Genomic DNA, 21,970 nt, shown 5'->3' on the forward strand with positions numbered 1-21,970 from the left:
ACAAGCCGCCGTGAACCAATTCGGTGTCGTTTGCGTGAGAACTGTCGAACACAGACGAACACCTCAGGGAGTCCCGATGCGGGTCGCGTCACGCACCGTTTTCGACTTCGTCCGGCCGGATGGCAGCACTGCTGGAGTGGAGACCGAGCTGCTCTACCAGGCGGACGACCCGTTCGCGGTGACGATGAGGTTCCACGCCGGTGGCGCGGTCGCGACCTGGATCATGAGCAGGGACCTGCTCGCCGAGGGCATGACCGGGACCGCGGGCATCGGCGACGTGCGGGTGCGGCCGGCCGGGCGCAAGCTGCTGCTGGAGCTGATCTCCGACCGGCACGTCACGGTGTTCCGGCTGTCCGCGAGCACGCTGCGGAAGTTCCTCGACGCCAGCTACCGGCTCGTGCCGCGCGGCGCCGAGCGGTTCGACGCCGACGCGTTCCTCGACACGGTTCTACGCTGACAGGCGCAGAGCCGTCGTCAGCTCGTGCTGCAACCTGGTCATGCCGGGTGACTCGTAGCCCTCCGACTCCGCGAGCGCGCGCACCCGGTGCCGGGTCGCCGTGTCGTGGTCGTTCATCCGGTCGCAGACGTCGGCGAGAGCGATCAGCAGCGACACCTTGGTCTCGGGGTCCGCCATCCCGTCGACGGCGGCGGCCAGCTGCTCACGGGCTTCGGCGAGCCTCCCGGCGTTGCTCAGCGCGATGCCTCGCGTGTGCCGCACGAGTGCCCGCACGCCGGACACGGCCGCCTCGACGAGTGCCTCGGCCTCGTCCACCACGGCCAGCGCCTCCTCGTGCTGCCCGGCAGCGGTCAGGCAGTCCGCGAGCCGCAACAGCAACTGGGCGGTGTTCTCGTCGGCCACACCGCGCCGGGTGCCGCTCACCGCGCACGCCTCTGCGATGCACGCCCGGTGCGTCTCGATGGCCTCGGTGAAACGGCCCAGCCGTTGCAGCAGCACCCCCGCGAACGACAGCGCGAACACCATCCCGTACGGCATCCCCGCTTCGCGGAACAGCTCGGCGGCGCGCCGCGCGTGGATCACGCCCGCCGCGTGGTTGCCGCTGCGCGACTCGATGGGCGCGCGGTAGTAGTGCGCCCATGCCGTCTCCAGCAGCGAGCCGCATTTTTCGGCAACACGCAGAGCCTCTTCGTGCGTCTCCATGGCCTTTTGCAGGTTCGTCACGCGCACGGTGTAGACCCAGCACACGAAGTTGAGCTGCTGCGCCTCCTCCTCCGGCCTGCCGAGTGCCCGTGCGGCCTCCACGCCCGCCGAGTAGACCTCCAGCCACAGCTCATCAGCGCCGCGATGGTCGGAATACCAGTGCATCGACTGGGCCAACGCCAGCACCTGCTCGTGCGCGCCGTCGGCGATGGCCTCGCGGAGAGCACCGCGCCAGTTCGCCATCTCGTCGGACAGCCAGCGGTCCGCACTCGCCAGGTCGGACGCGCCCTCGTCGTCGGGGCGGAACGACGACGCGGCCTTCATCGCGGACGTCAGCAGCCAATCGCGCGTGCGCAGCCGGTGGGTGTCGAGGTCGGATTCCTCGCTGTGCAAGCGTTCGCGCGCGTAGTCGCGGATCAGGTCGTGGCACGAGTACCGGCCGGGAACGTCCGGCCGGAGGAGGCTCGCGTCGACGAGTTCCTCCAGCAACGTCTCCGCGTCGGCGTCAGGGATCCCGGCGGCGACGGCGGCGAGCGCGACGGAGGTGTCCGGGCCGTGCACCAGCGCGAGCCTGCGGAAGATCAGCGCGGTTTCCGGGGCGAGCTGCCGGTACGACATCTCGAACGCGGTGCGCACCTGCACGTCACCGGTCGCGAGCACGTCGAGGCGTTCTCGTTCGTCGGAGAGCTGCTCGGCGAGACGGCGCAACGACCACGCGGTGCGGCCGGTCAGCCGGTGACCCGCGATGGCGAGCGCGAGCGGCACTCCCCCGCACAGCGTCGCGATCAGGCCGGCGGACCGGGGATCCGCGCTGACGCGGTCGGCACCGGCGGAGGCGGCGAGCAGCGCGACGGCTCCGTCGTGGCTCAGCGGACCGAGGTCGAGGCGGGAGCGGCAGTCCAGGCCCGCCAGCACGTTGCGGCTGGTCACGAGCACCAACGAACCGGGTCCGGCGGCGAGCAGCGGCCGCACCTGCGCCTCGTTCGCGGCGTTGTCGAGCACGAGCAGCACGGTCCGTTCGCGCAGCATCGACCGGTACAGGCGGAAGCGGTCGTCGGCGTCGGACGGCATCCGCGCGTCCGGCACACCGAACGCGCGCAACACCCTTTCCGCCGCCCGTTCCGGCGTGAGCGGGGTGGTGTCCATGCCGCGCAGGTCGAGGTAGAGGCAGCCGTCGGTGAACGTGCCCGCGAACCGGTGAGCCGCGTCGACCGCGAGAGAGGTCTTGCCGACACCTGGTGGTCCGTGCAGGACGACGACGTCCAGCGCTGACGACGACACCGCACGGCCGATGCACTCCGCGAGCTCTTGTTGCTCGGCTGCGCGACCGGTCAGCTCCTTGGCCGGTGGCGGCGCGCAGTCCGTCCTTTCGGAGCCGGACTGGGCTGTTTCGGACGACCGGGCGAGCGCGACGAACTCGCCTGCCTCGGCGTCGTCGAGGCAGAGCCCGGTGACCAGCAGCTCGACGGTCTGCGCCTGCGGGGTCTGCACGCGGCCGCGTTCCAGATCGCTCAGCGTGCGCACGCTCAGGCCGGTGCGGGCGGCGAGATCCTCCTGGGTCAGCGCGGCCCGGCGCCGGTAGAAGCGCAGGAACTCGCTGAAGGTGGTCGCCCGCATTCCCTCACCCTCTGGACAGGCTCTCCCGCACGTCGGCGGCGATCTTGCGCGTCGCGTCGGTGTCCCATCGCTCGCACGCCGCCAGCGAGTCTCGCAGATGGCGTTGATACGCGCTGTCATCGCCTCGTGACTTGGCGTTGTCCGCGAGCGCGCGCAACGTCTCGATCTCTCGCACGCCGTCGCCGGACGCGCGGAAGCCGTCGAGTGCTCTGGCGAAGTCCTCATCGGACTCGGCGAGCCGTCCCGCGGCACGGTGGGCTTCGGCGCGATGCCACAGTGCGCGCGCACGCCACGACGTCATCTGTGCGCGCTCGTATACGTTCTCGGCCTCGGTCAACGCCACGACGGCGTCGTCCGGTCTGTGCGCCTGGATCAGGGCGAGGCCGAGCCACCAAAGCGTGCGACCGAGCGCGGAAAGCTCGTAGGTGCTGCAGGCGAAGGCGCGCAATTCGTTCGCCACTTCTTCGTGCACGGTCACCGCGTCGTCCGGGCGGTTCATCCGTTGCCACAGCACGCCGAGCACGGACCGCGCGTAGAGCACGTCCACGGGCTCGCGCATCCACTCGATCGCCTTGCGGCACACGCGTTCGGCCTCTTCGAGGTCGCCGAGCCCGCTGTGCGCGGCCGACGCGATGAGCCAGACCCAGCCGATGTGCCCGGTCTCCCCCGACGACTCGGCGATCCGGGCCGCGCGGGTCAGCACCTCCAGCGCGTCCGCGGGCCGGTCGACCACGTCGAACAGCACCCAGCCGAGCTGGCTGAGCACGACGATCTCCTGCCACGGCTGACACGTCGACGCGAGGGCGGCGCGGTAGACGCCTTCCCACACCGGGCCGGGTTCGATGGCGGCGTAGTGCGACACCGCGATCGCCGCGCGCGCGACGTCGTCGTGCAGGCCCCTGTTCTGCGCCTGCTCGATGATCTCGGGCAACAGGTCGCGGTGCTCGTCCAGCCAGCGTCTCGCCGTGGGCATGTCCGTGCGGCCACGCGGACTCACGCGCCGTGCGTCACCCGTCTGTCCGAAGAGGACTCCCGCAGTGACGGTGGTTTCCAGCAGCCAGACCAGCATCTTGCGGTGCGCGTCGTCGTCAGTGGCGTCGATCAGGCCGTTGGCGAACGTGCGCACGAGGCCGTGGATCGAGTACCCGAGGTCGTCGGCGTCGAGCAGGCTGACGTCGGTGAGGTCCTCCAGCGCCTGCTCCGCCTCCGCGACGCCGATCCCGGCCAGTTCGGCGGCGAGGTCCGGGGTGACGTGGGTGCCGATGAGCAGGCCCAGCCGGCGGAACACGAGCTTCGCGGTGTCCGGCAGGTGGGCGAGCGACACCTCGAACGCACCGCGCACCTCCAGGTCGCCCGCGGTGAGCGCGGCCAGACGCCGTTCCTCGATCTGCTCGACGAGGTGCCCGAGCGGCCAGCGCGGGCGGCTGGCGAGCCGGTTGCCCACGATCCGCAGTGCCAACGGGGACATCCCGCACAGCCGCACGAGCTCCCGCGCGGTCCGCGGGTCGGCTTGGACGCGCTGGGGACCGATGATCGACGCGAGCAGCTCGACGGCCGCCTCCTCGGTGAGCCCGCCGAGCCGGATCCAGGTGGCACCCGCGAGTCCGGCGAGCCGCCGCCGGGACGTCACGATCGTGAGGCAGCCCGGCAGGTCGGCCGCGAGCGTGCGGACCTCCTCCTCCGTGCTCGCGCCGTCGAGCACGAGCAGCAAGCGCCTGCCCGCGAGCAACGACCGGTAGAGCCGCACCTGGCCCGCCGCGTCCTCCGGCAGGTGTTCGGCGGCGACGCCGAGGTCCTTGAGCAACCGCTGCAACGGCGGTGTGGAGCCCTCCAGCTCGATGAGCAGCTGTCCGTCCGGAAACCGTGCTTCCAGCAGATGGGCGGCCCTCACGGCGAGGCTCGTCTTGCCCGTCCCCGCCGCGCCGTGCACCACGACGAGCCCGCTGTCCTTCGCGCCGATCGCGTCGAGTTCCGCGTCCCGCCCGACGAGGTCCGCCACGTACATCGGCAGCGACCACACGGGTCCCGGCAGCGCGACCCGGCCCGTCCTGGCGAGCCTGCGCAGCTCCTCGCGGGCGGGTTCGTCGAGGTCGAGCGCGTCGAGCAGGGCCTCTGTCGTGCGGCGTTGCGGCGAACGGGCCCGGCCGCGTTCCATGTCGCTGATCGCGCGGACACTGACCCCGGAGCGCTCGCTGAGCTCCTCCTGGCTGAGTCCCGCGGCCTTGCGGTGGTGCAGGAGCCGGGCGCCGAACGTCATGCCACCGAAGTTAGTGGTTCAGGCTCGTCAGCATCTGCGCACACACGCGGGAGAGGTGCCGCCGCATCACGGTCGACGCCGCGGCCGCATCACCGTCCGCGACGGCTTTGACGAGTTCGTCGTGATCGTCCATCGACGCGTGCTGGTGCGGCGGGTCGTCGTCCAGGGCGCTGCGCAGGAGCACCACCCGTTGCTGGACGAGCCGGACCTGTTCGGCGATGCGCGGGCTGCGGGCCGCGTCGATCAGCGTCTGGTGGAACGCGAGATCGAGCCGGTACGGGAACGGCTGCCCCGCCCGGTAGTTGCGGCGGCTCTCCGCGCACACCTCCTGCAACCGCACCAGGTCGACGTCGGTGCGGCGCGACGCCGCCAGTTCCGCCGCCGCGCACTCCAGCGCCGTGCGCAGCTCGAACAACGCTCTGACCTCGTCGGCATCGGCGTCGGGCACGAACGCGCCCCGGTGCGGCACGAGCGTCAGCAGGCCCTCGGACGCCAGGTGCCGGATCGCCTCGCGCAGCGGCCCGCGGCTGATGCCGAGCTTCTGGGCCACCTCGACCTCGTTGACCCGCGAGCCTGGAGGGATTTCCCCAGTCAGCACCTGCTCGCGCAAGACGTCCACGGCCTGTCCGGCCAGACTGAGGTGCAGCGGAGGTGTCACGTTCGTCTCCTGCTCTGGACGGCAACCGCCGTCTCCTGGTTACACTAACCGAGTTGTCAACTGTCGACAGTTGGCAGTTTCTGCGGCGTGTGGGAGGGACGACATGGGACACGAGGTTGTGGCAGAGGTCTGGCGGGGCGACTTCCTGGAGTCGGTGCACCACGGCACCGTCGTCGCGACCGACGCGTCCGGCACCGCCGTCCTGTCCGTCGGCCGGCCTGACGACGTCGCGTTCCCTCGTTCGTCCAACAAGCCGCTCCAGGCGCTCGCGATGCTCCGCTGTGGCATTTCTCGGGGCCTGGACCTCGACGGCGAGCTGCTCGCCCTGGCCTGCGCGTCGCACTCGGGCGAGGACTTCCACGTCGAGGGGGCGCTGCGGATCCTCGCCTCCGCCGGTCTCGGTGAGGACGCGTTGCAGTGCACGCCCGACCTGCCGCTCGGCGAGGAGGCCCGCGCCCGGCACCTCGCCCGCGGCCTGTCCGCCGCCCCGAAGTACATGAACTGCTCGGGCAAGCACGCCGCCATGCTCGCCACCTGCGTCGTCAACGGCTGGTCCACGGACAACTACCTGGACCCGACCCATCCGCTGCAGGTCGCCACGCGCGAGACGATCGAGGACGTGGCCGGCGAGCCCGTCGCCCAGGTCGGCGTCGACGGCTGCGGCGCCCCGATCTTCGCCATCAGCCTCACGGGCCTGGCGCGCGCGTTCGGCCGCTTGGCCTCCGCCCCCGAGGGCACGCTGGAGCATCGCGTCGCCGCCGCGATGAACGCCCACCCGCAGTGGGTCGGCGGCACCGGTCGTGACGTCACGGTTCTGATGGACGCCCTGCCCGGCGTCATCGCGAAGGACGGCGCCGAGGGCGTCTACGCCGTCGGTCTGCCCAGTGGCGAGGGTGTCGCGCTGAAGATCGCGGACGGCTCGTCGCGCGCCCGTGCGGTCGTCATCGTCGCGGTGCTCAGGCGCCTCGGCGTGGACGTGAGCAAGGTCGAGGACCTCGCCACGGTTCCGGTCCTGGGTCACGGACGCGCGGTCGGTGCCGTCAAGCCCTCGCTGGCACTGGCGAGTTGAGGTCTGGCACTACCCTGAGCGTTATGGGCGATTCGAAGGACGAGCGCGAGAGGCTCCAGGAGGAGCTGATCGGCCTCGACCCGCAGGACCCGGAGACGCAGGCGTTCGCCGAGCACCTCGACCGGATGAAGCGTGAGCGCCCCGGCTACACCGTCGAGGGCTACCTCGAGGGCGTCCAGGACTTCGCCGACTCCGCGAACCGCACGACGGGCCACCAGCGGCTGGTGGCCGTCATCGTCGTCGGGCTGATCCTGCTCGGCGTCGTCCTGACGATCTGGTTCGCGCTCGGCGACATCCTCAGCATCATCTTCTGAGCCGAACGAGAACTTCTTACCCACGCCTTACGGCGGGGCGCGCGGAGCGTTCGCCGGGAAGCCCCGCACGGGTGCCCGCGTTATAAAGGGACATGGAACCTGTTGTCGGCGCCACCCCCAAAGTCGTGCGTTCCGAAGAGGAATGGCGCGCCCAGCTGAACCCCGCCGAGTACGCGGTGCTGCGCCAGGCAGGCACCGAGCGTCCGTGGACCGGCGAGTACACCGAGACCAAGACCAAGGGCGTCTACGAGTGCCGCGCGTGCGGAGCTGAGCTGTTCCGCAGTGACACCAAGTTCGACTCGCACTGCGGCTGGCCGTCGTTCTTCTCGCCGCTGGCGGGAGACGCGGTCATCCTGCGTGAGGACCGCACGCTCGGCATGACCCGCGTCGAAGTGCTCTGCGCCACATGCCACAGCCACCTCGGGCATGTTTTCGAAGGTGAGGGGTATCCCACGCCGACGGACCAGCGGTACTGCATCAACTCCGTCTCCTTGAAACTCGTTCCGTCCGAATAGGAGACTGAGTCCCAGTCCGGTCGGACGGGACCGGACCGACCTGGGAGGCGCAATGATCTTCTTCGGTACCGACGGCGAAGGCTCCAGCGGAGTCGACGGCGGCTCGTCCAGCTGAGAGCCGGCCACAACCACCGCTGATTGACAGAAAGCGGACAACCCTAAGGCTTCGTCAACAAGCATTGCGGGCATGTGGCCCGGACCACACCATGGACGCCACCGAAGCACTTTCGGGGCAGTCAGGGGGTGGGTCGCATGCAGAGGCCTTGGGGATTGTCCGGACCGGAGTTCCTTCAGCTGTACTGGATCGGGCTGGCACTGGCGGTGCTGGTCGCGATCATCGTCCGGGTTCGCGTGCGGGCGGGTCACGGCACCCAGCCCGTGCGCTCCCTGGACATGGACGAGCTCGCCTATCTCGCGGGCGGTCCGAGGCGCGTGGTCGAGACGTCCATCGCGCGGTTGCTCACTTCGGGTGAGCTTCGCACTTCACGGCGTGGCACCGTTCAGGTCACGACCACCACGAGTTCGGTGAACCCGGTGGACCGCGCCGTCATCAGCGACAGCCAGCGCTACACCAACCGCACCGTCAAGCTGATGATCCCCGCCGTCTCCTCCGACAGCGTGGTCCTCGCGATCGGCCGCAGGCTCGAGGAGATGGGCCTGGTCGTCAACCCGGACGTCGCGAAAAGCGCGCTGCGCAAGGGGTCCATCGCTCTGTGGGTGCTGCTCGCGATCGGTGTCGTGCGCTGGATCAACGGCCTCGCGATCGGCGCGCCCGTCGGCTGGCTGACGTTGCAGCTCCTCATCACCGGTGTGCTCCTGTTCCTCCTCACGCGGCGCGGCAAGCACGTCCGCACGTCCAAGGGGAACCGCGTGCTCGACGAGGCCCGCACCACGAGCAGCCGCAGGGCGGCCACGTCGGACGAGGCGCTGTACGCGGGCGCGGCCGGGCTGGTTCTCTTCGGTGGCCTGGCGGTGTACCCGGATCTGACGGTGCGCAGCTCGTTGCTCGCCTCGTCCGCCGGAAGTTCCGGGGGCTACACCGGTTCCGGCTACGGCGGGTGTTCGGCGGGCTCTTCCTCGTGTTCGAGTGGAAGCAGCTGCGGCGGGGGCGGCGGCTGCGGTGGGGGCTGCGGAGGAGGCGGCTGATTCCGCTGTCCGGTCTGAATCAGGTAACACCAGGAACCCGGGGGTAGATCTCACGTCGAAGATGCACTGGCACCAGTGATGGGAGTGCTGATGGCCAAGTCTTCGACACCGCACCAGGCGAGCTGGACCGCGGAGGAGATCGGGTTCCTGGCAGGGGGACCGGGCAGGGCGGCGGAGGTCGCACTGGCCCGGCTGATGGACGGCGGTCTCGTGCGGTTCTCCCGGGAGGGACTCGTGACCGCCGTCCACCAGAACGGTTACGGCGCGACGACACCGCTGGAGGCGCACATCCTCGCCGGGCTGGGCGGGGTGGGCCGCCCGGTCGGTCTGGTGGTGGGGCCGACGGCCAACAGCCACGAAATGGGCGCGCTGCGCCGCAGCCTGGTCGACAGGGCGGTGGTCCGCCGCCAGTGGGGCAGGGCGCGCGGCGGTGTGGTGGCGCTCCGGGTCCTGCTGGTGCTGCTCGGCATCGCGTTCCTCGCGGCCGGGTTGTTCGCGGACCGGAACCTGCTGGCCGTCACGATCGTCGCATGGTTCGTGGCGTTCCTGATGCGCGACAAGAAGATGCTCACGCCGATCGGCAGGGGCGTCCTCGGACACGCGCGGAGGAACCCGCGGGGCCGGGTGGACGCCGTGGCGTTGCACGGGCTGCGTGCCGGGATGGGCATCGCCCCGATGCGCCACCACCACGGCAGGAGGAAGTCGCGTTCGGACGGTGGCGGGTGCGGCAGTGGTTGCAGCAGCAGCTACGACCACGGCTGCGGTTCGTCCTCCTGTTCCAGCAGCAGCTGCTCCAGCAGTAGTTGTTCGAGCAACAGCTGCAACAGCAGCAGCAGTTGCAGCAGTTCTTCCAGTAGCTGCAGCAGTTCGAGTTGCAGCAGCAGTAGCAGCAGCTGCAGCAGTTCCAGCAGTTGAGGGGGAAATCATGGTCACACCGGTGACATCACAGGGGACGAGGCTCTCCGCCGAGGAGATCGGCTACCTCACGGCGGGCCCTGGCCGTGCCGCGGAGACCGCGCTGGCCCGGCTGATCGACGCGGGCCTGGTACGGGTGTCGCGCGAGGGCCTCGTTTCGGCTGTGCACCTGAACAACCACGGCGCAATGACGGAGCTCGAGAGGCGCACGCTGAGCTACGCGCGGACCGGCGTCCGGTTCGACCAGGTCGTGCAGTCCACCGCGTACAGCACGGAGATGAAGAGGCTGCACCAGCACCTGCTCGACCAGAAGCTGATGCAGCAGCCCCGCCGCCGTCACGAGGGGTGGTGGTTCCCGCTCGTGATCGCGATCGTGCTGGTCCTGCTCGGCTTCTCGACACCGGTGTTCTTCCTCGGCGTGCCGATCGCCCTGCTGTTCTTCGTGTGGCAGCGCGGGCGCAAGGCCGTCACGCAGGCGGGCAGGGAAGCTCTGCGGCACGTGGTGGCGACCGACCGGGTGCACGCGGTGGCGCTCTACGGTTTCTGTGGCAAGGTGAACGGCCGGGCCGTCGGAGATCTCTTCGAGCTGTCCCAGAGCATCGTCAAGATGCTGCCGCTCAAGCAGAACCGCAAGCGCAAGTCCTCTTCGGACGGTGGCGGTGGCTGCGGATCGAGTTGCAGCAGCTGCGGCAGCGGATGTGGTAGCAGTAGTTGTTCTTCGAGCAGCAGCGGCAGCAGCTGCTCGTCGGGTGGCAGCAGCTGCGGCGGCGGAGGCTGCGGCGGTGGCGGAGGAGGCGACTGATGGCGGGCATCACGGACCTGGGCGTCGGCATCGGCTGGCGCTCGGAGATCGACCTGACCGTGGAACGGCTGCCCGGCGTGGACTTCGTCGAGGTCGTCGCCGAGAACCTCCACAGCAACGTCCACAGGGGACACCTGCCTGAGTCGGTGACGCTGCTGCTGGAGCGCGGCATCCCGGTGCTCCCCCACGCCGTCTCGCTCTCGCTGGGCGGCGCGGACCCGGTCGACCTCAGCCGCGTCGAGCACCTGGGCAAGATCGCCGAGGCCGTCGGTGCGCCCATGGTGAGCGACCACGTGTGCTTCGTCCGCGCGGGCGGCCTCGACTCCGGCCACCTGATGCCGGTGCCGCGCACGAAGGACGCGCTCGACGTGCTCGTCGCGAACGTCAAGCTGGCACAGGAGAACCTGCCCGTCCCGCTCGCGCTGGAGAACGTCGCCGCGCTGCTGGAGTGGCCGGACGGCGAGCTCTCCGAGGGCCAGTTCCTCGCCGAGCTCGTCGAGCGCACGGACTGCTGGCTGCTCGTCGACGTCGCGAACCTCTACGCGAACGCCCGCAACATCGGCACGGATCCTGGGCGGTTCCTCGACGAGATCCCGTTGGAGCGCCTGGCTTACGTGCACGTGGCCGGAGGCGTCGACCACGGCGACGTCTACCACGACACCCACGCCCACGCGGTGCTGCCGGAGGTGCTCGGGGTGCTCGACGAACTGTGCTCGCGCGTGACACCACCCGGCGTTCTGCTGGAACGCGACGACAACTACCCGTCCGACACCGAAATCGCGTCCGAGCTGGCCGCGATCCGCGCCGTCGTGGACAAACACCGTGGCTGAAATGACGGGCGGTAATGACCCTTCGGCCGCACGCGAAAGGCTTGCCGCCGCACAGGCCGAGCTGCTAAATGCATTGCTCGCGAACGGACCGGCTCCGGCGGGATTCGACGAACAACGACTCGACGTCGAACGCCGCGCGTTGCTGTCGAAACGCCGCGGCGTCGTGCGGATGCTCGGACCCGCCGTCGCCGACGAGCTCGGCGACCGGTTCCGGCCGCTCTTCGACGCATATGCCCTGGACAACCCCCGTCGCGCGGGCTCACGCGCACGCGAGGACGCGGCGGCGTTCGCCGAATGGTGCCGGGCCAGGGGCGAACTGTCAGCGAAACGCAAGGCGCGCTGGAAGTTCTGGCAGTCGAACTGACGGGCGAACAGAACGCCGTCGAGAATCGCCCGTTCAGCCCTGTGTGACCCCGGCCACCGTCGATACGTTCGAAAGGGTCGGGGGGCCATTTTCATTTGCCGTGGAAGGCCTTCCGGCCTGCGCGGACCACAGCGCGCAGCATTTCGAACCACGAGGGGATTCGAATGCGCGGAAATCCGAAAGTGCTGGGTGCCGCCTTCGCGGCGCTCGCACTGACCGCGGGAACGGCCACCGCTGCGGCGGCCGCACCGCAGCACACCAATCCACCACCGTCGATCGACGAGATCACGCTGGTCACCGGCGACAAGGTCCTTCTGGGGCAAGGACAGCAGGTCGTCGCGATTCAGCCGGGTGAAGGTCGCAAGGGGATGACCTTCAAGACCCACCGCGGTGCCGACGGCCACACGATGGTCGTCCCCAAGGACGCGTTCGGGCCCCTGGCGGCGGGCCGGCTCGACCGCAGACTCTTCGACGTCACCACGTTGCTGGAGTTCGGTTACCGGGACCGGATGCCGTTGATCGTGGACGGCCGAGCGAGACTCGGGGCGCGGTCGGCGAACGACTGGGCCGCTCTGAAGGCCGAGGCCGACTCGGGTGACAAGATCTGGCTCGACGGCATCCGCAAGCCGAGCCTCGACCGCAGCGTCGCCCAGATCGGCGCGCCGGCCGCCCACCAGCGCGGCATCACCGGCAAGGGCGTCAAGGTCGCGATCGTCGACACCGGTGTGGACGAGAACCACCCGGACCTCAAGGGTCAGCAGATCGCGGAGAAGAACTTCACGACCGACCCGGACAACACCGACAACGTCGGCCACGGCACGCACGTCGGCTCGACCGTCGCGAGCGCCGGGTCGAAGTACGGCGGCGTCGCACCGGGCGCCCAGCTGCTCGACGCGAAGGTCTGCGTCGAGTTCGGCTGCCAGGAGTCCTGGATCCTCGACGGCATGCGCTGGGCCGCCGAGCAGGGCGCCCAGGTCGTCAACATGAGCCTCGGCGGCGGCGACACGCCGGAGATCGACCCGCTGGAGCAGGCGGTCAACGACCTGACCGCGAAGTACGGCACGTTGTTCGTCATCGCGGCGGGCAACTCGGGTTCGCCGGGCTCGGTCAGCTCCCCCAGCACGGCCGAGGCCGCGCTCTCGGTGGGTGCCGTGGACCGCGACGACCAGCTCGCCCCGTTCTCCAGCAAGGGTCCTCGCGCCGGGGACAGCGGGCTCAAGCCCGAGGTGACCGCGCCGGGCGTCGACATCGTCGCCGCGAAGGCCGGCACCACCGAGCACCTGGCGGCGAGCGGCACGTCCATGGCGACGCCGCACGTGGCCGGTGCCGCGGCGCTGCTGAAGCAGCAGCACCCGGAGTGGACCCCGGCACAGCTCAAGTCGGTGCTCGCCACCACGGCCAAGCCGACTCCTGGCGTGAGCGCGTTCGACCAGGGCGCGGGCCGCATCGACGTGGCCAAGGCGATCAACCAGGTGCTGACGGCCGACGTCGTCGCGGTGAACCTCGGCCGGCACGAGTGGCCGCACGGTGACGACAAGCCCGAGACCAAGTCGATCACCTACAGCAACCCGACCGACGCGGACATCACGCTCGACGTGAAGCTCACCAGCGGTGCGCCGCAGGGCATGTTCTCGCTGAGCGCCTCGAAGGTCACCGTTCCCGCGAAGGGCACCGCGGCCGTCAAGGTCACCGGCGACGCCAGGGTCGGCACCCAGGACGCCGCGTACACCGGCGAGGTCGTCGCCACGTCCGGCACGCACACGGTCCGCACGCTCGTCGGCATCGACCGCGAGGTGGAGAGCTACACCCTCACGATCGACATGATCGGCCGCGACGGGCAGGACCCGGCGGACGCGCTGACGTTCGTCGACGGCCTGGACGTCAGGGCGTTCAAGGCGATCTTCGGCGGCGGTGACCAGAAGGTCCGCATGCCCAAGGGCACCTACGTGATCGACTCGTCGATCAGCTCGCCGAACGGCCTGGACATGCTGCTGCAGCCGACGGTGAAGCTGACCGGCGACCTGACGATCAAGATGGACTCCCGCCTGGCGCAGCCGCTGTCGGTGACGGCACCGGAACCCACCGGTGACTTCGTGATCGGTGAGGTGTCCTGGAAGCGCACGCACGGCCAGACGATCGTGCAGGCCGGGCTGATCTCGTTCGGCGGCTTCGACCGCATCGCCGCGGGACAGGTCGGCGGGCCGCTCTCACCGAAGGAGCTGGCGTCCCTCACGACGCTGCACGCGAACTCCGCGGCCGACGCCAACACTTACTACCGGCTGTCCTACCCGCTCGGCGGCAGCCTGCCGAACGGCCTGACGCGCGCGCCGGGCAAGAGGGACCTGGCCCGCGTCGAGGCCACCATTGGCGGTCTCAAGCCGGACAGCAGGGCCCTCAAGGGCGAGCTGCCGATGTCGGTGCACGGCGTGGGCGGCGGTTCGGCGCTCTACCCGGTGCCGGCGGGCAGCAAGGCGGTCGACTACGTGACGACCGAGGAGCTGCGCTGGCAGTCGATCGTGAGCATCGACCACGCGAACGGCGCCCGCGAGGACGCCATGTCCGGCTACCGCACGTACGAGGCGGGCAAGACCTACCAGGAGCGGGACCACCAGCCGGTGTTCTCACCGGCGCTGCCCGAGTCCCCGTACCCGTACGCCCAGCGCAACGGCACGCAGATGTTCATCGGCGTGCCGATGCTGAGCGACGCGAGCAACGGCCGCGGCGGTTCCACTGTGGACAGTTACCGGCTGGCCCTGTACCGCAACGGTGTGCTGCTCGGCGAGACCGACGGCGGCAACTTCGCGAACGTGCCGCTGCCGGAGGCCGACTTCCGCGCAGAGGCGAGCCTCGACCGGAGCTCGAAGTTCGACTTCAGCACCAAGGTGTCCGCGGCGTGGACGTTCAGGTCCAAGGGCACGCCGGGCGTGGTCGACACGCTTCCGCTCTCGGTGGTGCGGTTCACGCCGAAGCTCGACGACAACGGCGCGGTGCCCGCAGGCTCGTTGCAGCGCGTCGGACTGGTCACCCAGTCCCAGGGTGACACGGGCAGGGTGCGGATCACCGGCGTCCAGTACTCGCACGACGACGGCAAGTCGTGGCGCAACGCGGGTGTGGTCGGCAACAGCGCGTTGATCTACCACCCGAAGGACGCCAAGTGGACCTCGTTGAAGGCCACGGCGAAGGACACCAAGGGCAACACCGTTGAGGTGACGGTGATCCACGCCTACAAGGTGAGCTAGTTCCGGTTCTCGGCCGCCCGGTGTGTGCCGGGCGGCCGAGATCACCCTCCGATTCGGCCGTTCAGCTCTGCGCACACCCCGTAACAGGACGCTAACTTGCTGTGTCCTGGGGGTAAAACATGCGCATCAGAGCACTGAGCGCGGTAGTCGCGCTCGCCTTGACCACCGTTCCCGCCGTCGCCTCGGCCGCTGACAGTCCACATGCGACAGCCAATGAGATCACGCTCGTCACCGGCGACCAGGTCTCGCTCGGTCCCGACGGCACCGTCACCGCGATCAAGCCGGGCGAAGGCCGCACCGGCATCACGTTCCGCACCCACCGCAGGCCCGACGGCCACACGCTCGTCATCCCGAGCGACGCCGCGGCACCGCTCGCCGCGAACCGGCTCGACCAACGCCTCTTCGACGTCACCTCGTTGCAGGAGTTCGGTTATCGCGACCGGACACCGTTGCTCGTCGGCGGCTCACCCCGCCTGGCGGCCGGCGACTGGTCTTCGCTGAAGAACAGCGCCGACAAGGTGTGGCTCGACGGCCTCCGGCAACCGTCGCTGGACCGCAGCGTCAAGCAGATCGGCGCACCGGCCGCGCACGCCGCCGGCCTCACCGGCAAGGGTGTCAAGATCGCCGTCGTCGACACCGGCGTCGACCACTGGGGTCCCGACCTGTGGGGCCGGGAGATCGCCAGCCGCAACTTCACGTCCGAACCGGACATGGCCAACAACGCGCACGGCACGCACGTTGCCGCGACCATCGTCAGCGGGCACGCCACCTACGGCGGTGTCGCGCCCGGTGCGCGGATCCTCGACGCCAAGGTCTGCCAGTCGTCCGGCTGCCCCGACTCAGCGATCATCAGCGGCCTGCGCTGGGCCGTCGAGCAGGGCGCCCAGATCGTCAACGTGAGCCTAGGCGGCCCCGACGGGCCCGAGATCGACCCGGTCGAGCAGGAGATCAACACGCTGACCGCGGAGTACGGCACGCTGTTCGTCGTCGCCGCGGGCAACGACGGCAGGCCGGGCACGATCAACTCGCCCGGCAGTGCCGAGGCCGCGCTGACCGTCGGTGCCGTCGACCGCGAGGACCAGCTCGCGCCGTTCTCCAGCCAGGGCCCGAAAACAGGCGCGCGTGGCTCAGTCAAGCCCGAGGTGACCGCACCCGGAGTCGACATCGTCGCCGCCAAGGCCGGTTCCTACGACCACATCGCGATGAGCGGGACGTCGATGGCCACCCCGCACGTGACGGGCGCGGCGGCATTGCTCAAGCAGCAACATCCGGAGTGGACCGCGAGCCAGCTCAAGGCGGCCCTCGCCGCCACCGCCAAGCCCACCACCGGCCTCACCCCGTTCCAGCAGGGCGCCGGGCGGATCGACGTGGCGAAGGCGATCACGCAGCGGGTCGTCGCCGACGCCGCGACCCTCGACCTCGGCACCCACGTGTGGCCGCGTGAGGACGACACGCCCACCACGAAGCAGATCACCTACACCAACACGGCCGACGCGGACATCACGCTCGACCTGACGCTCGACTCGGCCGCGCGCGTGTTCTCGTTGAGCACCAACAGTCTCATCGTGCCCGCGAAGGGCACCGCGACCGTGCGGGTGACCGGCGATCCCCGCGCCGCCTCGGCGGACGGTGTGGTCACCGGTGAGGTCGTCGCGACGTCGGGCGACCAGCGGGTCCGCACGCTGATCGGTCTCGACCGCGAGCCGGAGAGCTACACGCTGCGGCTGGACCACACCGGGTACGACGGGCAGAACCCGGCCTCCGGGCTGACCATCGTCACCGGGCTCGACGTGCCTCACTCGGTTCTGCTGGACGCCACGCGCGACCACGTCCTGCGGCTGCCGAAGGGCACCTACCTGATCGACTCGAAGATCGACCGGGTCGATCCCGCCGGACGGACCGTCACCGGTCAGCTCGTCCACCCCGGCGTGCGGCTGACACGCGACGAAACCGTCGCGATCGACGTGCGGGAAACCCAGCCGGTCTCGCTGACGGCCCCAGGGCTGGGCACGAGCTCGACGGCGGTGGTCGCCTACCAGCGCACGTTCGACGGTGTCCCGGCCAGAGGCAGCATCTCGGTGCGTGACGGCAGGGCACTCGTGAGGACCAAGCAGCTGGGCTCACCGGTGCCGGAGCGGGAGTTCTCCTCGCTCGTCTCGCTCGACGCCACGACGGCGACCCCTGGGACGTTCTACCGGGTGGCCCACCAGGTGCCGGGCTTTCCGACCGGGTTCGTCCGCGAGTCGCGCGAGGAGGAGTTCGCCAGGGTCGAGACGACGATCGGGTCCGTCCGGCCGGACAGCCTGGCGTTGAAGGGCGAGACGGCACGCACGTCGCTCGGCGTGCGCGGTGAGACCACGGCCTTCGAGGTGCCGCACGGGCAGCCGGCGGTCGACCTCGTCACGACCGAGAACGTGCGCTGGGAGTCGACCGCGGCGGTGATCCACTCGAATGTGAGTGCCACGTCGAACCTGTCGCCGTCGCGGAGCTACCAGGCCGGCCGGTCCTACCGCGAGAGCGAGGTGCGTCCGGTGTTCGGGCCGGGCCTGCCGGAGCACGCGACCGGACGGAGGACCGGTACGAGCGTGGTGCTGGCCATGCCGTTGCTCAGCGACGGGAACCACGGTGCCGGCGTCACCACCACGGACGAGTTGCGGACGGCGCTGTACGTCGACGACGTGCTGGCGGGCGAAAGCACCTTCTTCACCAACCCGACGTTCACCGACCTGCCCGCGCGGGACGCGACCTTCCGGGTCGAGAGGTCGTTCGAACGCGGCACGAAGTTCGAGCTGAGCACGCGGGTCTCGGCGGTGTGGACGTTCCGCTCGGCCGCGACGGCTCGCGAGACCGCGCTGCCGTTGTCGGTCGTGCGGTTCGAACCGAAGCTCGACGCGAACGGCGCGCTGCCCGCGGGAACGTTGCAACGCCTGGGTTTGCTCACGCAGTCGCAGGGTGACACCGGTGAGCTGCGCGACCTGCGGGTCGAGTACTCGTTCGACGACGGCGCGTCCTGGCGCCGGGCGGGGATCAGCGGCGCGAGCGCGTTGATCTACCACCCGGCGGACGCGAAGTACGCCTCGTTGCGCGCGGCGGCGACGGACTCGAAGGGCAACTCCTTCGAGGTGACGATCATCCGCGCGTACCGGGTTACGGCAGGTTCGTAACCAGCTCGGCGGCCGGGACGCGGGTGCCCGTGTAGAAGGGGATCTCCTCACGCACGTGCAGCCGCGCCTCGGTGCCGCGCAGGTGCCGCATCAGGTCGACGATGCGGTGCAGCTCGTCGGCCTCGAACGCGAGCATCCACTCGTAGTCGCCCAGGGCGAACGAGGCGACGGTGTTCGCGCGCACGTCCGGGAAGTCGCGGGCTTCCTTGCCGTGGTCCGCCAGCATCTTGCGGCGGTCCTCCTCCGGCAGCAGGTACCACTCGTAGGAGCGCACGAACGGGTAGACGCAGACGTACTTGCGCGGCTCCTCGTTCGCGAGGAACGCGGGGATGTGGCTGCGGTTGAACTCCGCGGGCCGGTGCAGGGCGACCTGCGACCAGACCGGCGTGGAGACCTTCCCGAGCGGGGTGCGGCGGAAGCCCGTGTAGGCGGCCTGCACCTGCTCGATCTCCTCGGCGTGCCACCAGATCATGAAGTCGGCGTCCGCGCGCAGACCGGCCACGTCGTAGACACCGCGGACGGTGACGCCCTTGCCCTCCAACGCGTCCAGGTAGTTCTGGGTCTCGCTGGCAGCGGCCGAACGGTCCTCCGGCAGCTTGCCGGGTTCGACCCGGAACACCGACCACATCGTGTAGCGGATGGTGTCGTTGAGTTCGTTGTAGTTCAGGCGCGCCATGGCTCCATCTTCCCAGACTTGACTCAGCGGCGAACGCGGCCCAGCAGGTGTGCTGCGACACGGGCGGCGGCCGCGTCGGCGGTGGCGATGCACGCGGGCACGCCCACTCCGTGCAGCGTGGCGCCCGCCACGGCGAGGCCGGGGACGTCGCCGATGCCCTTCTCGATGGTCTCGACGAGGTCGACGTGCCCGACGCCGTACTGCGGCAGGCCACCACCCCAGCGCTGCACCACGTAGTCGATGGGCTCGGCCTTGATCCCGGTCAGCTCGTACAGGTCGTTGCGCACGGCCTTCACGAGGTCCGCGTCACTGCGCTGCAGCAACGCCGTCTCGCCGTGCCGCCCGACCGAACCGCGGAGGATCACCGGATCGCTCAGGTGCGACCACTTGCGGCTGGAGAACGTGAACGCCTTGGCGGTGAACGGGGTGATGCGGTCGCTGTACCGCTCCCCCTCCGCGATCAGGGTGCCGGAGCGTTCCGGCAGCTCGGTGCCCGGCGGCAGCGCCAGCGCGACGACGGCCATCGAGGCGACCTCGACCTTGCCGTACGCGGCGGACACCTGCGGCGCGATCTCGGACAGCAGCTTGCGCGCCGACGGGGCGGGGACCGCGAGCACGACGCCGTCGCACTCCAGGTACTCGGGCGTCGCGGCCGACCCGATCTCGAGCCGCCAGCCGTCGCCCTGCCAGGACAGCACGCGCACCGGCAGGCCGAGCCTGATCTCCGGCTTCGCCACCTCGGCCAGTTTGTCGACGAGCGACTGGACGCCGTTGCGCAGCGACGCGAACACCGGCGGACGCGCGGCCCTCGGCTGCGGCGGCGCGGGCATCATCATCGCGGCGGCCGCGAGCAGCGAACCGACGCCCTTGTCCAGCAGGGTCGCGATCTGCGGCATCGTGGCGCGCAGGCCGAGCTCGTCCGCGCGGCCCGCGTAGACACCGCCCAGCAGCGGGCTGACGAGACGATCGGCCACCTCGGGGCCGAACCTGTCCTTCATCAGCGCGCCGACGGCGACGTCACCGCCCCTGAGCTCGATCGGCGGCAGCGTCGGTTCCATCTCGACCCGCAGCGCGCCCTCGGACGACAGCATGTGCCGCACCGTCTCCACGCTCGCCGGGACGCCCATGAACGTGTGCGCGGGCAGCTGATGCGTGCGCCCCGCGGCGTGCACCGACGCCTTGACGCCGGTCGGGTGCACGACGTCGTCCGCGAGCCCGACCTCGTTGATCAGCTCCTGGGCCTCCGGCTTGCGGTGCAGGAACGCCTCGGCGCCCACGTCGAACCGCACGCCGGCCAGCTCGGTGGTCCGCAGCTTCCCGCCGAGCCGATCGGACTGCTCGATCACGGTGATCTTCGCGTCGGGCCCGAGCAGCATGCGCAACCGGTGTGCGGCGGCCAGCCCGGAGATACCTCCCCCGACGACTGCGACGTGCGGCGTTCTGTCGTGCATTACAAGCTGTGGATCAGTTCGACGGTCCGGGTGATGATCTCCGGATCGGTGTCGGGCAGGACGCCGTGGCCGAGGTTGAAGATGTGGCCGGCGGCCGCCTTGCCCTCCGCGTGGATGCGCCGCACCTCGCGTTCGACGGCCTCGAACCCCGCGAAGAACAGCGCCGGGTCGAGGTTGCCCTGCACGACCGGCTTGGACAGCTCCGGAGCGGCCTTGCGGAGTCGTTCCACGGCGACGTCGAGCGGAATCCGCCAGTCGACGCCGACGACGTCCGCCCCGGCCTCGCGCATCGCGGGCAGCAGCTCACCGGTGCCGACGCCGAAGTGGATGCGCGGCACGGTGCTGATCGTCTCCAGCACCCGCTTCGAGTGCGGCAGCACGAACTCGCGGTAGTCGCGCTCGGACAGCGCCCCCGCCCACGAGTCGAACAGCTGCACCGCCTGCACCCCGGCGTCGAGCTGCGCGTGCAGGAAGGCCGCGGTGATGTCCGCGATCTTGGCCAGCAACGCGTGCCACAGCTCGGGGTTGCCGTGCATGAGCGCCTTGGTGAGCTCGTGGTTCTTGCTCGGCCCACCCTCGACGAGGTAGCTCGCCAGCGTGAACGGCGCTCCCGCGAACCCGATCAGCGCGACCTGCTGCGGCAGCTCCTTGAGCAGCAACCCGATGGCGTCCGCGACCGGCTGAACCTGCTCGGCGCGCAGCTCGGGAAGCTTCTCGACGTCCTCGAGCGTCCTGACCGGGTTCGCCACCACCGGCCCGGTGCCCGCGACGATGTCGAGGTCGACACCGGCGGCCTTGAGCGGCACCACGATGTCGGAGAAGAGGATCGCGCCGTCGACGCCGTGCCGCCGGACGGGTTGCATGGTGATCTCGCAGACCATCTCGGGATCCATGCACGCGTCGAGCATCGCGGTGCCCTGACGAAGCGCCCGGTACTCGGGCAACGACCGGCCTGCCTGCCGCATGAACCAGACGGGGGTGTGCGCCGGGGTGCCGCCACGCGCGGCGACCAGAAGGGGTGCCAAAAGATCAGACACTGTGCAGTCATCTCTCTTTCTTTGCCTTCATGGTCCCACGCCCCGGCGTGCCGCCGTCACTCGGTCGGTTTCCGAGGCATACAGTCAGTTGTGTGACCGAGCCGGAAATCTTCCGCCGGGCGGTGGGGACGCTCAAGTCGGTTCGCCACAGGCCCGAGATCGAACTCACCGAGGTTCGCCCCCCGCAGCGGCTCGCGCCGTGGGCGTACGCGCTGACGGCTGAGGTCACCGGCCCGTCGGACGAACTGTCGACCGGACGCCTCGTGCTCCTGCACGATCCGGACGGCGACGAGGCGTGGGGCGGCGTCCTGCGCGTGGTCGCCTACGTCCGCGTCGAACTGGACCACGAACTCGCCTCCGACCCCCTGCTGCCCGAGGTCGGCTGGTCCTGGCTGACCGAGGCCCTCGAACAGTCCGGCGCCCGCTTCACCGCCCTCGGCGGCACCGTCACGCAGACGTCCTCGGCCCGCTTCGGCGACATCGCCGGCCCGGCCCGCACCGACGACCTCGAACTGCGTGCCTCCTGGACGGCCCTCGACGGCGAGCTGGCCGAACACGGCACCGCCTTCTACGAACTGATGGCCACCGCCGTGGGCCTCCCCCCGGTCGGCGTCACCATGTTCGGCCAGCGCTCCTGAGCTCCTGACCAACCGATATATCAGCCCGCTCGGCCCACCGCCCGCCGCCGCCCACCCCTTTGCAACGACTCTTTTGCGGACGAAGTCAAAACTCCTGTTGCACAGCCCGCCCCGCCCCT

18 protein-coding genes are annotated in these 21,970 nt (G+C 70.1%); 12 read left to right on the forward strand and 6 right to left on the reverse strand.

Annotated features, from left to right (window positions below):
* The first annotated feature begins 76 nt into the window (after positions 1 to 76).
* Complete coding sequence (locus tag IEZ09_RS34750; RefSeq protein WP_189258057.1) at positions 77 to 457, forward strand: SsgA family sporulation/cell division regulator; 381 nt, start codon at positions 77 to 79, stop codon at positions 455 to 457.
* Here the strand turns inward: IEZ09_RS34750 and IEZ09_RS34755 are convergent.
* Genes IEZ09_RS34755 through IEZ09_RS34765 form a run of 3 tightly spaced genes read right to left on the reverse strand, consistent with a single transcriptional unit; the run spans position 449 to position 5,691 of the window.
* Complete coding sequence (locus IEZ09_RS34755; protein ID WP_189258058.1) at positions 449 to 2,776, reverse strand: ATP-binding protein; 2,328 nt, start codon at positions 2,774 to 2,776, stop codon at positions 449 to 451. The two genes, IEZ09_RS34750 and IEZ09_RS34755, sit on opposite strands and share 9 nt — an antisense overlap.
* 4 nt (positions 2,777 to 2,780) lie before the next feature.
* Positions 2,781 to 5,033 carry an XRE family transcriptional regulator gene (locus IEZ09_RS34760; RefSeq protein ID WP_189258059.1) on the reverse strand — a complete coding sequence of 751 codons (2,253 nt, stop codon included), beginning with the start codon at positions 5,031 to 5,033 and terminating at the stop codon, positions 2,781 to 2,783.
* Between the two features lie 10 nt (positions 5,034 to 5,043).
* Positions 5,044 to 5,691, reverse strand: coding sequence for a GntR family transcriptional regulator (locus IEZ09_RS34765; protein ID WP_189258060.1), 648 nt, complete (start codon positions 5,689 to 5,691; stop codon positions 5,044 to 5,046).
* Positions 5,692 to 5,794: 103 nt separating this feature from the next.
* Here IEZ09_RS34765 and IEZ09_RS34770 point away from each other — a divergent pair, with 103 nt between their 5' ends.
* The 10 genes from IEZ09_RS34770 to IEZ09_RS34815 all read left to right on the forward strand — a co-directional run bounded on the left by IEZ09_RS34770 (position 5,795) and on the right by IEZ09_RS34815 (position 18,049).
* Entirely contained in the window at positions 5,795 to 6,760 is a 966-nt protein-coding gene (locus tag IEZ09_RS34770) for an asparaginase (protein WP_189258061.1), read from the forward strand.
* Positions 6,761 to 6,783: 23 nt separating this feature from the next.
* Positions 6,784 to 7,074, forward strand: a complete 291-nt coding sequence (locus IEZ09_RS34775; RefSeq protein WP_189258062.1) for a hypothetical protein — start codon at positions 6,784 to 6,786, stop codon at positions 7,072 to 7,074.
* Positions 7,075 to 7,166: 92 nt separating this feature from the next.
* A complete protein-coding gene (gene msrB, locus IEZ09_RS34780) occupies positions 7,167 to 7,589 on the forward strand; it encodes a peptide-methionine (R)-S-oxide reductase MsrB (protein WP_189258063.1) in 423 nt (140 codons plus the stop codon).
* Between the two features lie 252 nt (positions 7,590 to 7,841).
* Positions 7,842 to 8,735 carry a TIGR04222 domain-containing membrane protein gene (locus IEZ09_RS34785; protein ID WP_189258064.1) on the forward strand — a complete coding sequence of 298 codons (894 nt, stop codon included), beginning with the start codon at positions 7,842 to 7,844 and terminating at the stop codon, positions 8,733 to 8,735.
* A gap of 90 nt (positions 8,736 to 8,825) precedes the next feature.
* A complete protein-coding gene (locus IEZ09_RS34790) occupies positions 8,826 to 9,650 on the forward strand; it encodes a TIGR04222 domain-containing membrane protein (RefSeq protein ID WP_189258065.1) in 825 nt (274 codons plus the stop codon).
* A gap of 10 nt (positions 9,651 to 9,660) precedes the next feature.
* Complete coding sequence (locus tag IEZ09_RS34795; protein ID WP_229813236.1) at positions 9,661 to 10,452, forward strand: TIGR04222 domain-containing membrane protein; 792 nt, start codon at positions 9,661 to 9,663, stop codon at positions 10,450 to 10,452.
* Positions 10,452 to 11,282, forward strand: a complete 831-nt coding sequence (locus IEZ09_RS34800; RefSeq protein WP_189258066.1) for an MbnB/TglH/ChrH family RiPP precursor modification enzyme — start codon at positions 10,452 to 10,454, stop codon at positions 11,280 to 11,282. The genes IEZ09_RS34795 and IEZ09_RS34800 overlap by 1 nt, the downstream gene beginning before the upstream one ends.
* A gap of 1 nt (position 11,283) precedes the next feature.
* On the forward strand, positions 11,284 to 11,646 hold the full coding sequence (locus IEZ09_RS34805; RefSeq protein WP_189258067.1) for an SCO6045 C-terminal-like domain-containing protein: 363 nt from the start codon (positions 11,284 to 11,286) through the stop codon (positions 11,644 to 11,646).
* A 164-nt stretch (positions 11,647 to 11,810) separates the two neighbouring features.
* Positions 11,811 to 14,885: a S8 family peptidase gene (locus tag IEZ09_RS34810; RefSeq protein ID WP_189258068.1), complete on the forward strand. Its 3,075-nt coding sequence runs from the start codon at positions 11,811 to 11,813 to the stop codon at positions 14,883 to 14,885.
* A gap of 119 nt (positions 14,886 to 15,004) precedes the next feature.
* Complete coding sequence (locus tag IEZ09_RS34815) at positions 15,005 to 18,049, forward strand: S8 family serine peptidase (protein ID WP_189258069.1); 3,045 nt, start codon at positions 15,005 to 15,007, stop codon at positions 18,047 to 18,049.
* On the opposite strand, the gene hemQ is transcribed toward IEZ09_RS34815, so the two are convergent.
* The 3 genes from hemQ to hemE are packed head-to-tail and all read right to left on the reverse strand — an operon-like array spanning position 18,033 to position 21,213.
* A complete protein-coding gene (hemQ, locus tag IEZ09_RS34820; RefSeq protein WP_189258070.1) occupies positions 18,033 to 18,725 on the reverse strand; it encodes a hydrogen peroxide-dependent heme synthase in 693 nt (230 codons plus the stop codon). The two genes, IEZ09_RS34815 and hemQ, sit on opposite strands and share 17 nt — an antisense overlap.
* A 23-nt stretch (positions 18,726 to 18,748) precedes the next feature.
* Positions 18,749 to 20,176: a protoporphyrinogen oxidase gene (gene hemG, locus IEZ09_RS34825; RefSeq protein ID WP_189258071.1), complete on the reverse strand. Its 1,428-nt coding sequence runs from the start codon at positions 20,174 to 20,176 to the stop codon at positions 18,749 to 18,751.
* Positions 20,176 to 21,213, reverse strand: a complete 1,038-nt coding sequence (hemE, locus tag IEZ09_RS34830; RefSeq protein ID WP_189258072.1) for a uroporphyrinogen decarboxylase — start codon at positions 21,211 to 21,213, stop codon at positions 20,176 to 20,178. Before hemE ends, hemG begins: the two co-directional genes overlap by 1 nt.
* 92 nt (positions 21,214 to 21,305) lie before the next feature.
* Here hemE and IEZ09_RS34835 point away from each other — a divergent pair, with 92 nt between their 5' ends.
* Positions 21,306 to 21,851: a DUF3000 domain-containing protein gene (locus IEZ09_RS34835; protein ID WP_229813237.1), complete on the forward strand. Its 546-nt coding sequence runs from the start codon at positions 21,306 to 21,308 to the stop codon at positions 21,849 to 21,851.
* Positions 21,852 to 21,970: the final 119 nt, after the last annotated feature.

The sequence above is a fragment of the Lentzea flava genome (assembly GCF_014648475.1).
Classification (GTDB): domain Bacteria; phylum Actinomycetota; class Actinomycetes; order Mycobacteriales; family Pseudonocardiaceae; genus Lentzea; species Lentzea flava.

Excerpts from the sequence above, each read along its gene's own strand:
- IEZ09_RS34760 (WP_189258059.1), bottom strand. The coding sequence starts at position 5,033 with ATGACGTTCGGCGCCCGGCTCCTGCACCACCGCAAGGCCGCGGGACTC.
- IEZ09_RS34805 (WP_189258067.1), top strand. The coding sequence starts at position 11,284 with ATGACGGGCGGTAATGACCCTTCGGCCGCACGCGAAAGGCTTGCCGCC.
- IEZ09_RS34790 (WP_189258065.1), top strand. The coding sequence starts at position 8,826 with ATGGCCAAGTCTTCGACACCGCACCAGGCGAGCTGGACCGCGGAGGAG.
- IEZ09_RS34750 (WP_189258057.1), top strand. The coding sequence starts at position 77 with ATGCGGGTCGCGTCACGCACCGTTTTCGACTTCGTCCGGCCGGATGGC.
- IEZ09_RS34800 (WP_189258066.1), top strand. The coding sequence starts at position 10,452 with ATGGCGGGCATCACGGACCTGGGCGTCGGCATCGGCTGGCGCTCGGAG.
- hemG (WP_189258071.1), bottom strand. The coding sequence starts at position 20,176 with ATGCACGACAGAACGCCGCACGTCGCAGTCGTCGGGGGAGGTATCTCC.
- IEZ09_RS34770 (WP_189258061.1), top strand. The coding sequence starts at position 5,795 with ATGGGACACGAGGTTGTGGCAGAGGTCTGGCGGGGCGACTTCCTGGAG.
- msrB (WP_189258063.1), top strand. The coding sequence starts at position 7,167 with ATGGAACCTGTTGTCGGCGCCACCCCCAAAGTCGTGCGTTCCGAAGAG.
- IEZ09_RS34815 (WP_189258069.1), top strand. The coding sequence starts at position 15,005 with ATGCGCATCAGAGCACTGAGCGCGGTAGTCGCGCTCGCCTTGACCACC.
- IEZ09_RS34795 (WP_229813236.1), top strand. The coding sequence starts at position 9,661 with ATGGTCACACCGGTGACATCACAGGGGACGAGGCTCTCCGCCGAGGAG.
- IEZ09_RS34775 (WP_189258062.1), top strand. The coding sequence starts at position 6,784 with ATGGGCGATTCGAAGGACGAGCGCGAGAGGCTCCAGGAGGAGCTGATC.
- IEZ09_RS34785 (WP_189258064.1), top strand. The coding sequence starts at position 7,842 with ATGCAGAGGCCTTGGGGATTGTCCGGACCGGAGTTCCTTCAGCTGTAC.
- IEZ09_RS34810 (WP_189258068.1), top strand. The coding sequence starts at position 11,811 with ATGCGCGGAAATCCGAAAGTGCTGGGTGCCGCCTTCGCGGCGCTCGCA.
- hemQ (WP_189258070.1), bottom strand. The coding sequence starts at position 18,725 with ATGGCGCGCCTGAACTACAACGAACTCAACGACACCATCCGCTACACG.
- IEZ09_RS34755 (WP_189258058.1), bottom strand. The coding sequence starts at position 2,776 with ATGCGGGCGACCACCTTCAGCGAGTTCCTGCGCTTCTACCGGCGCCGG.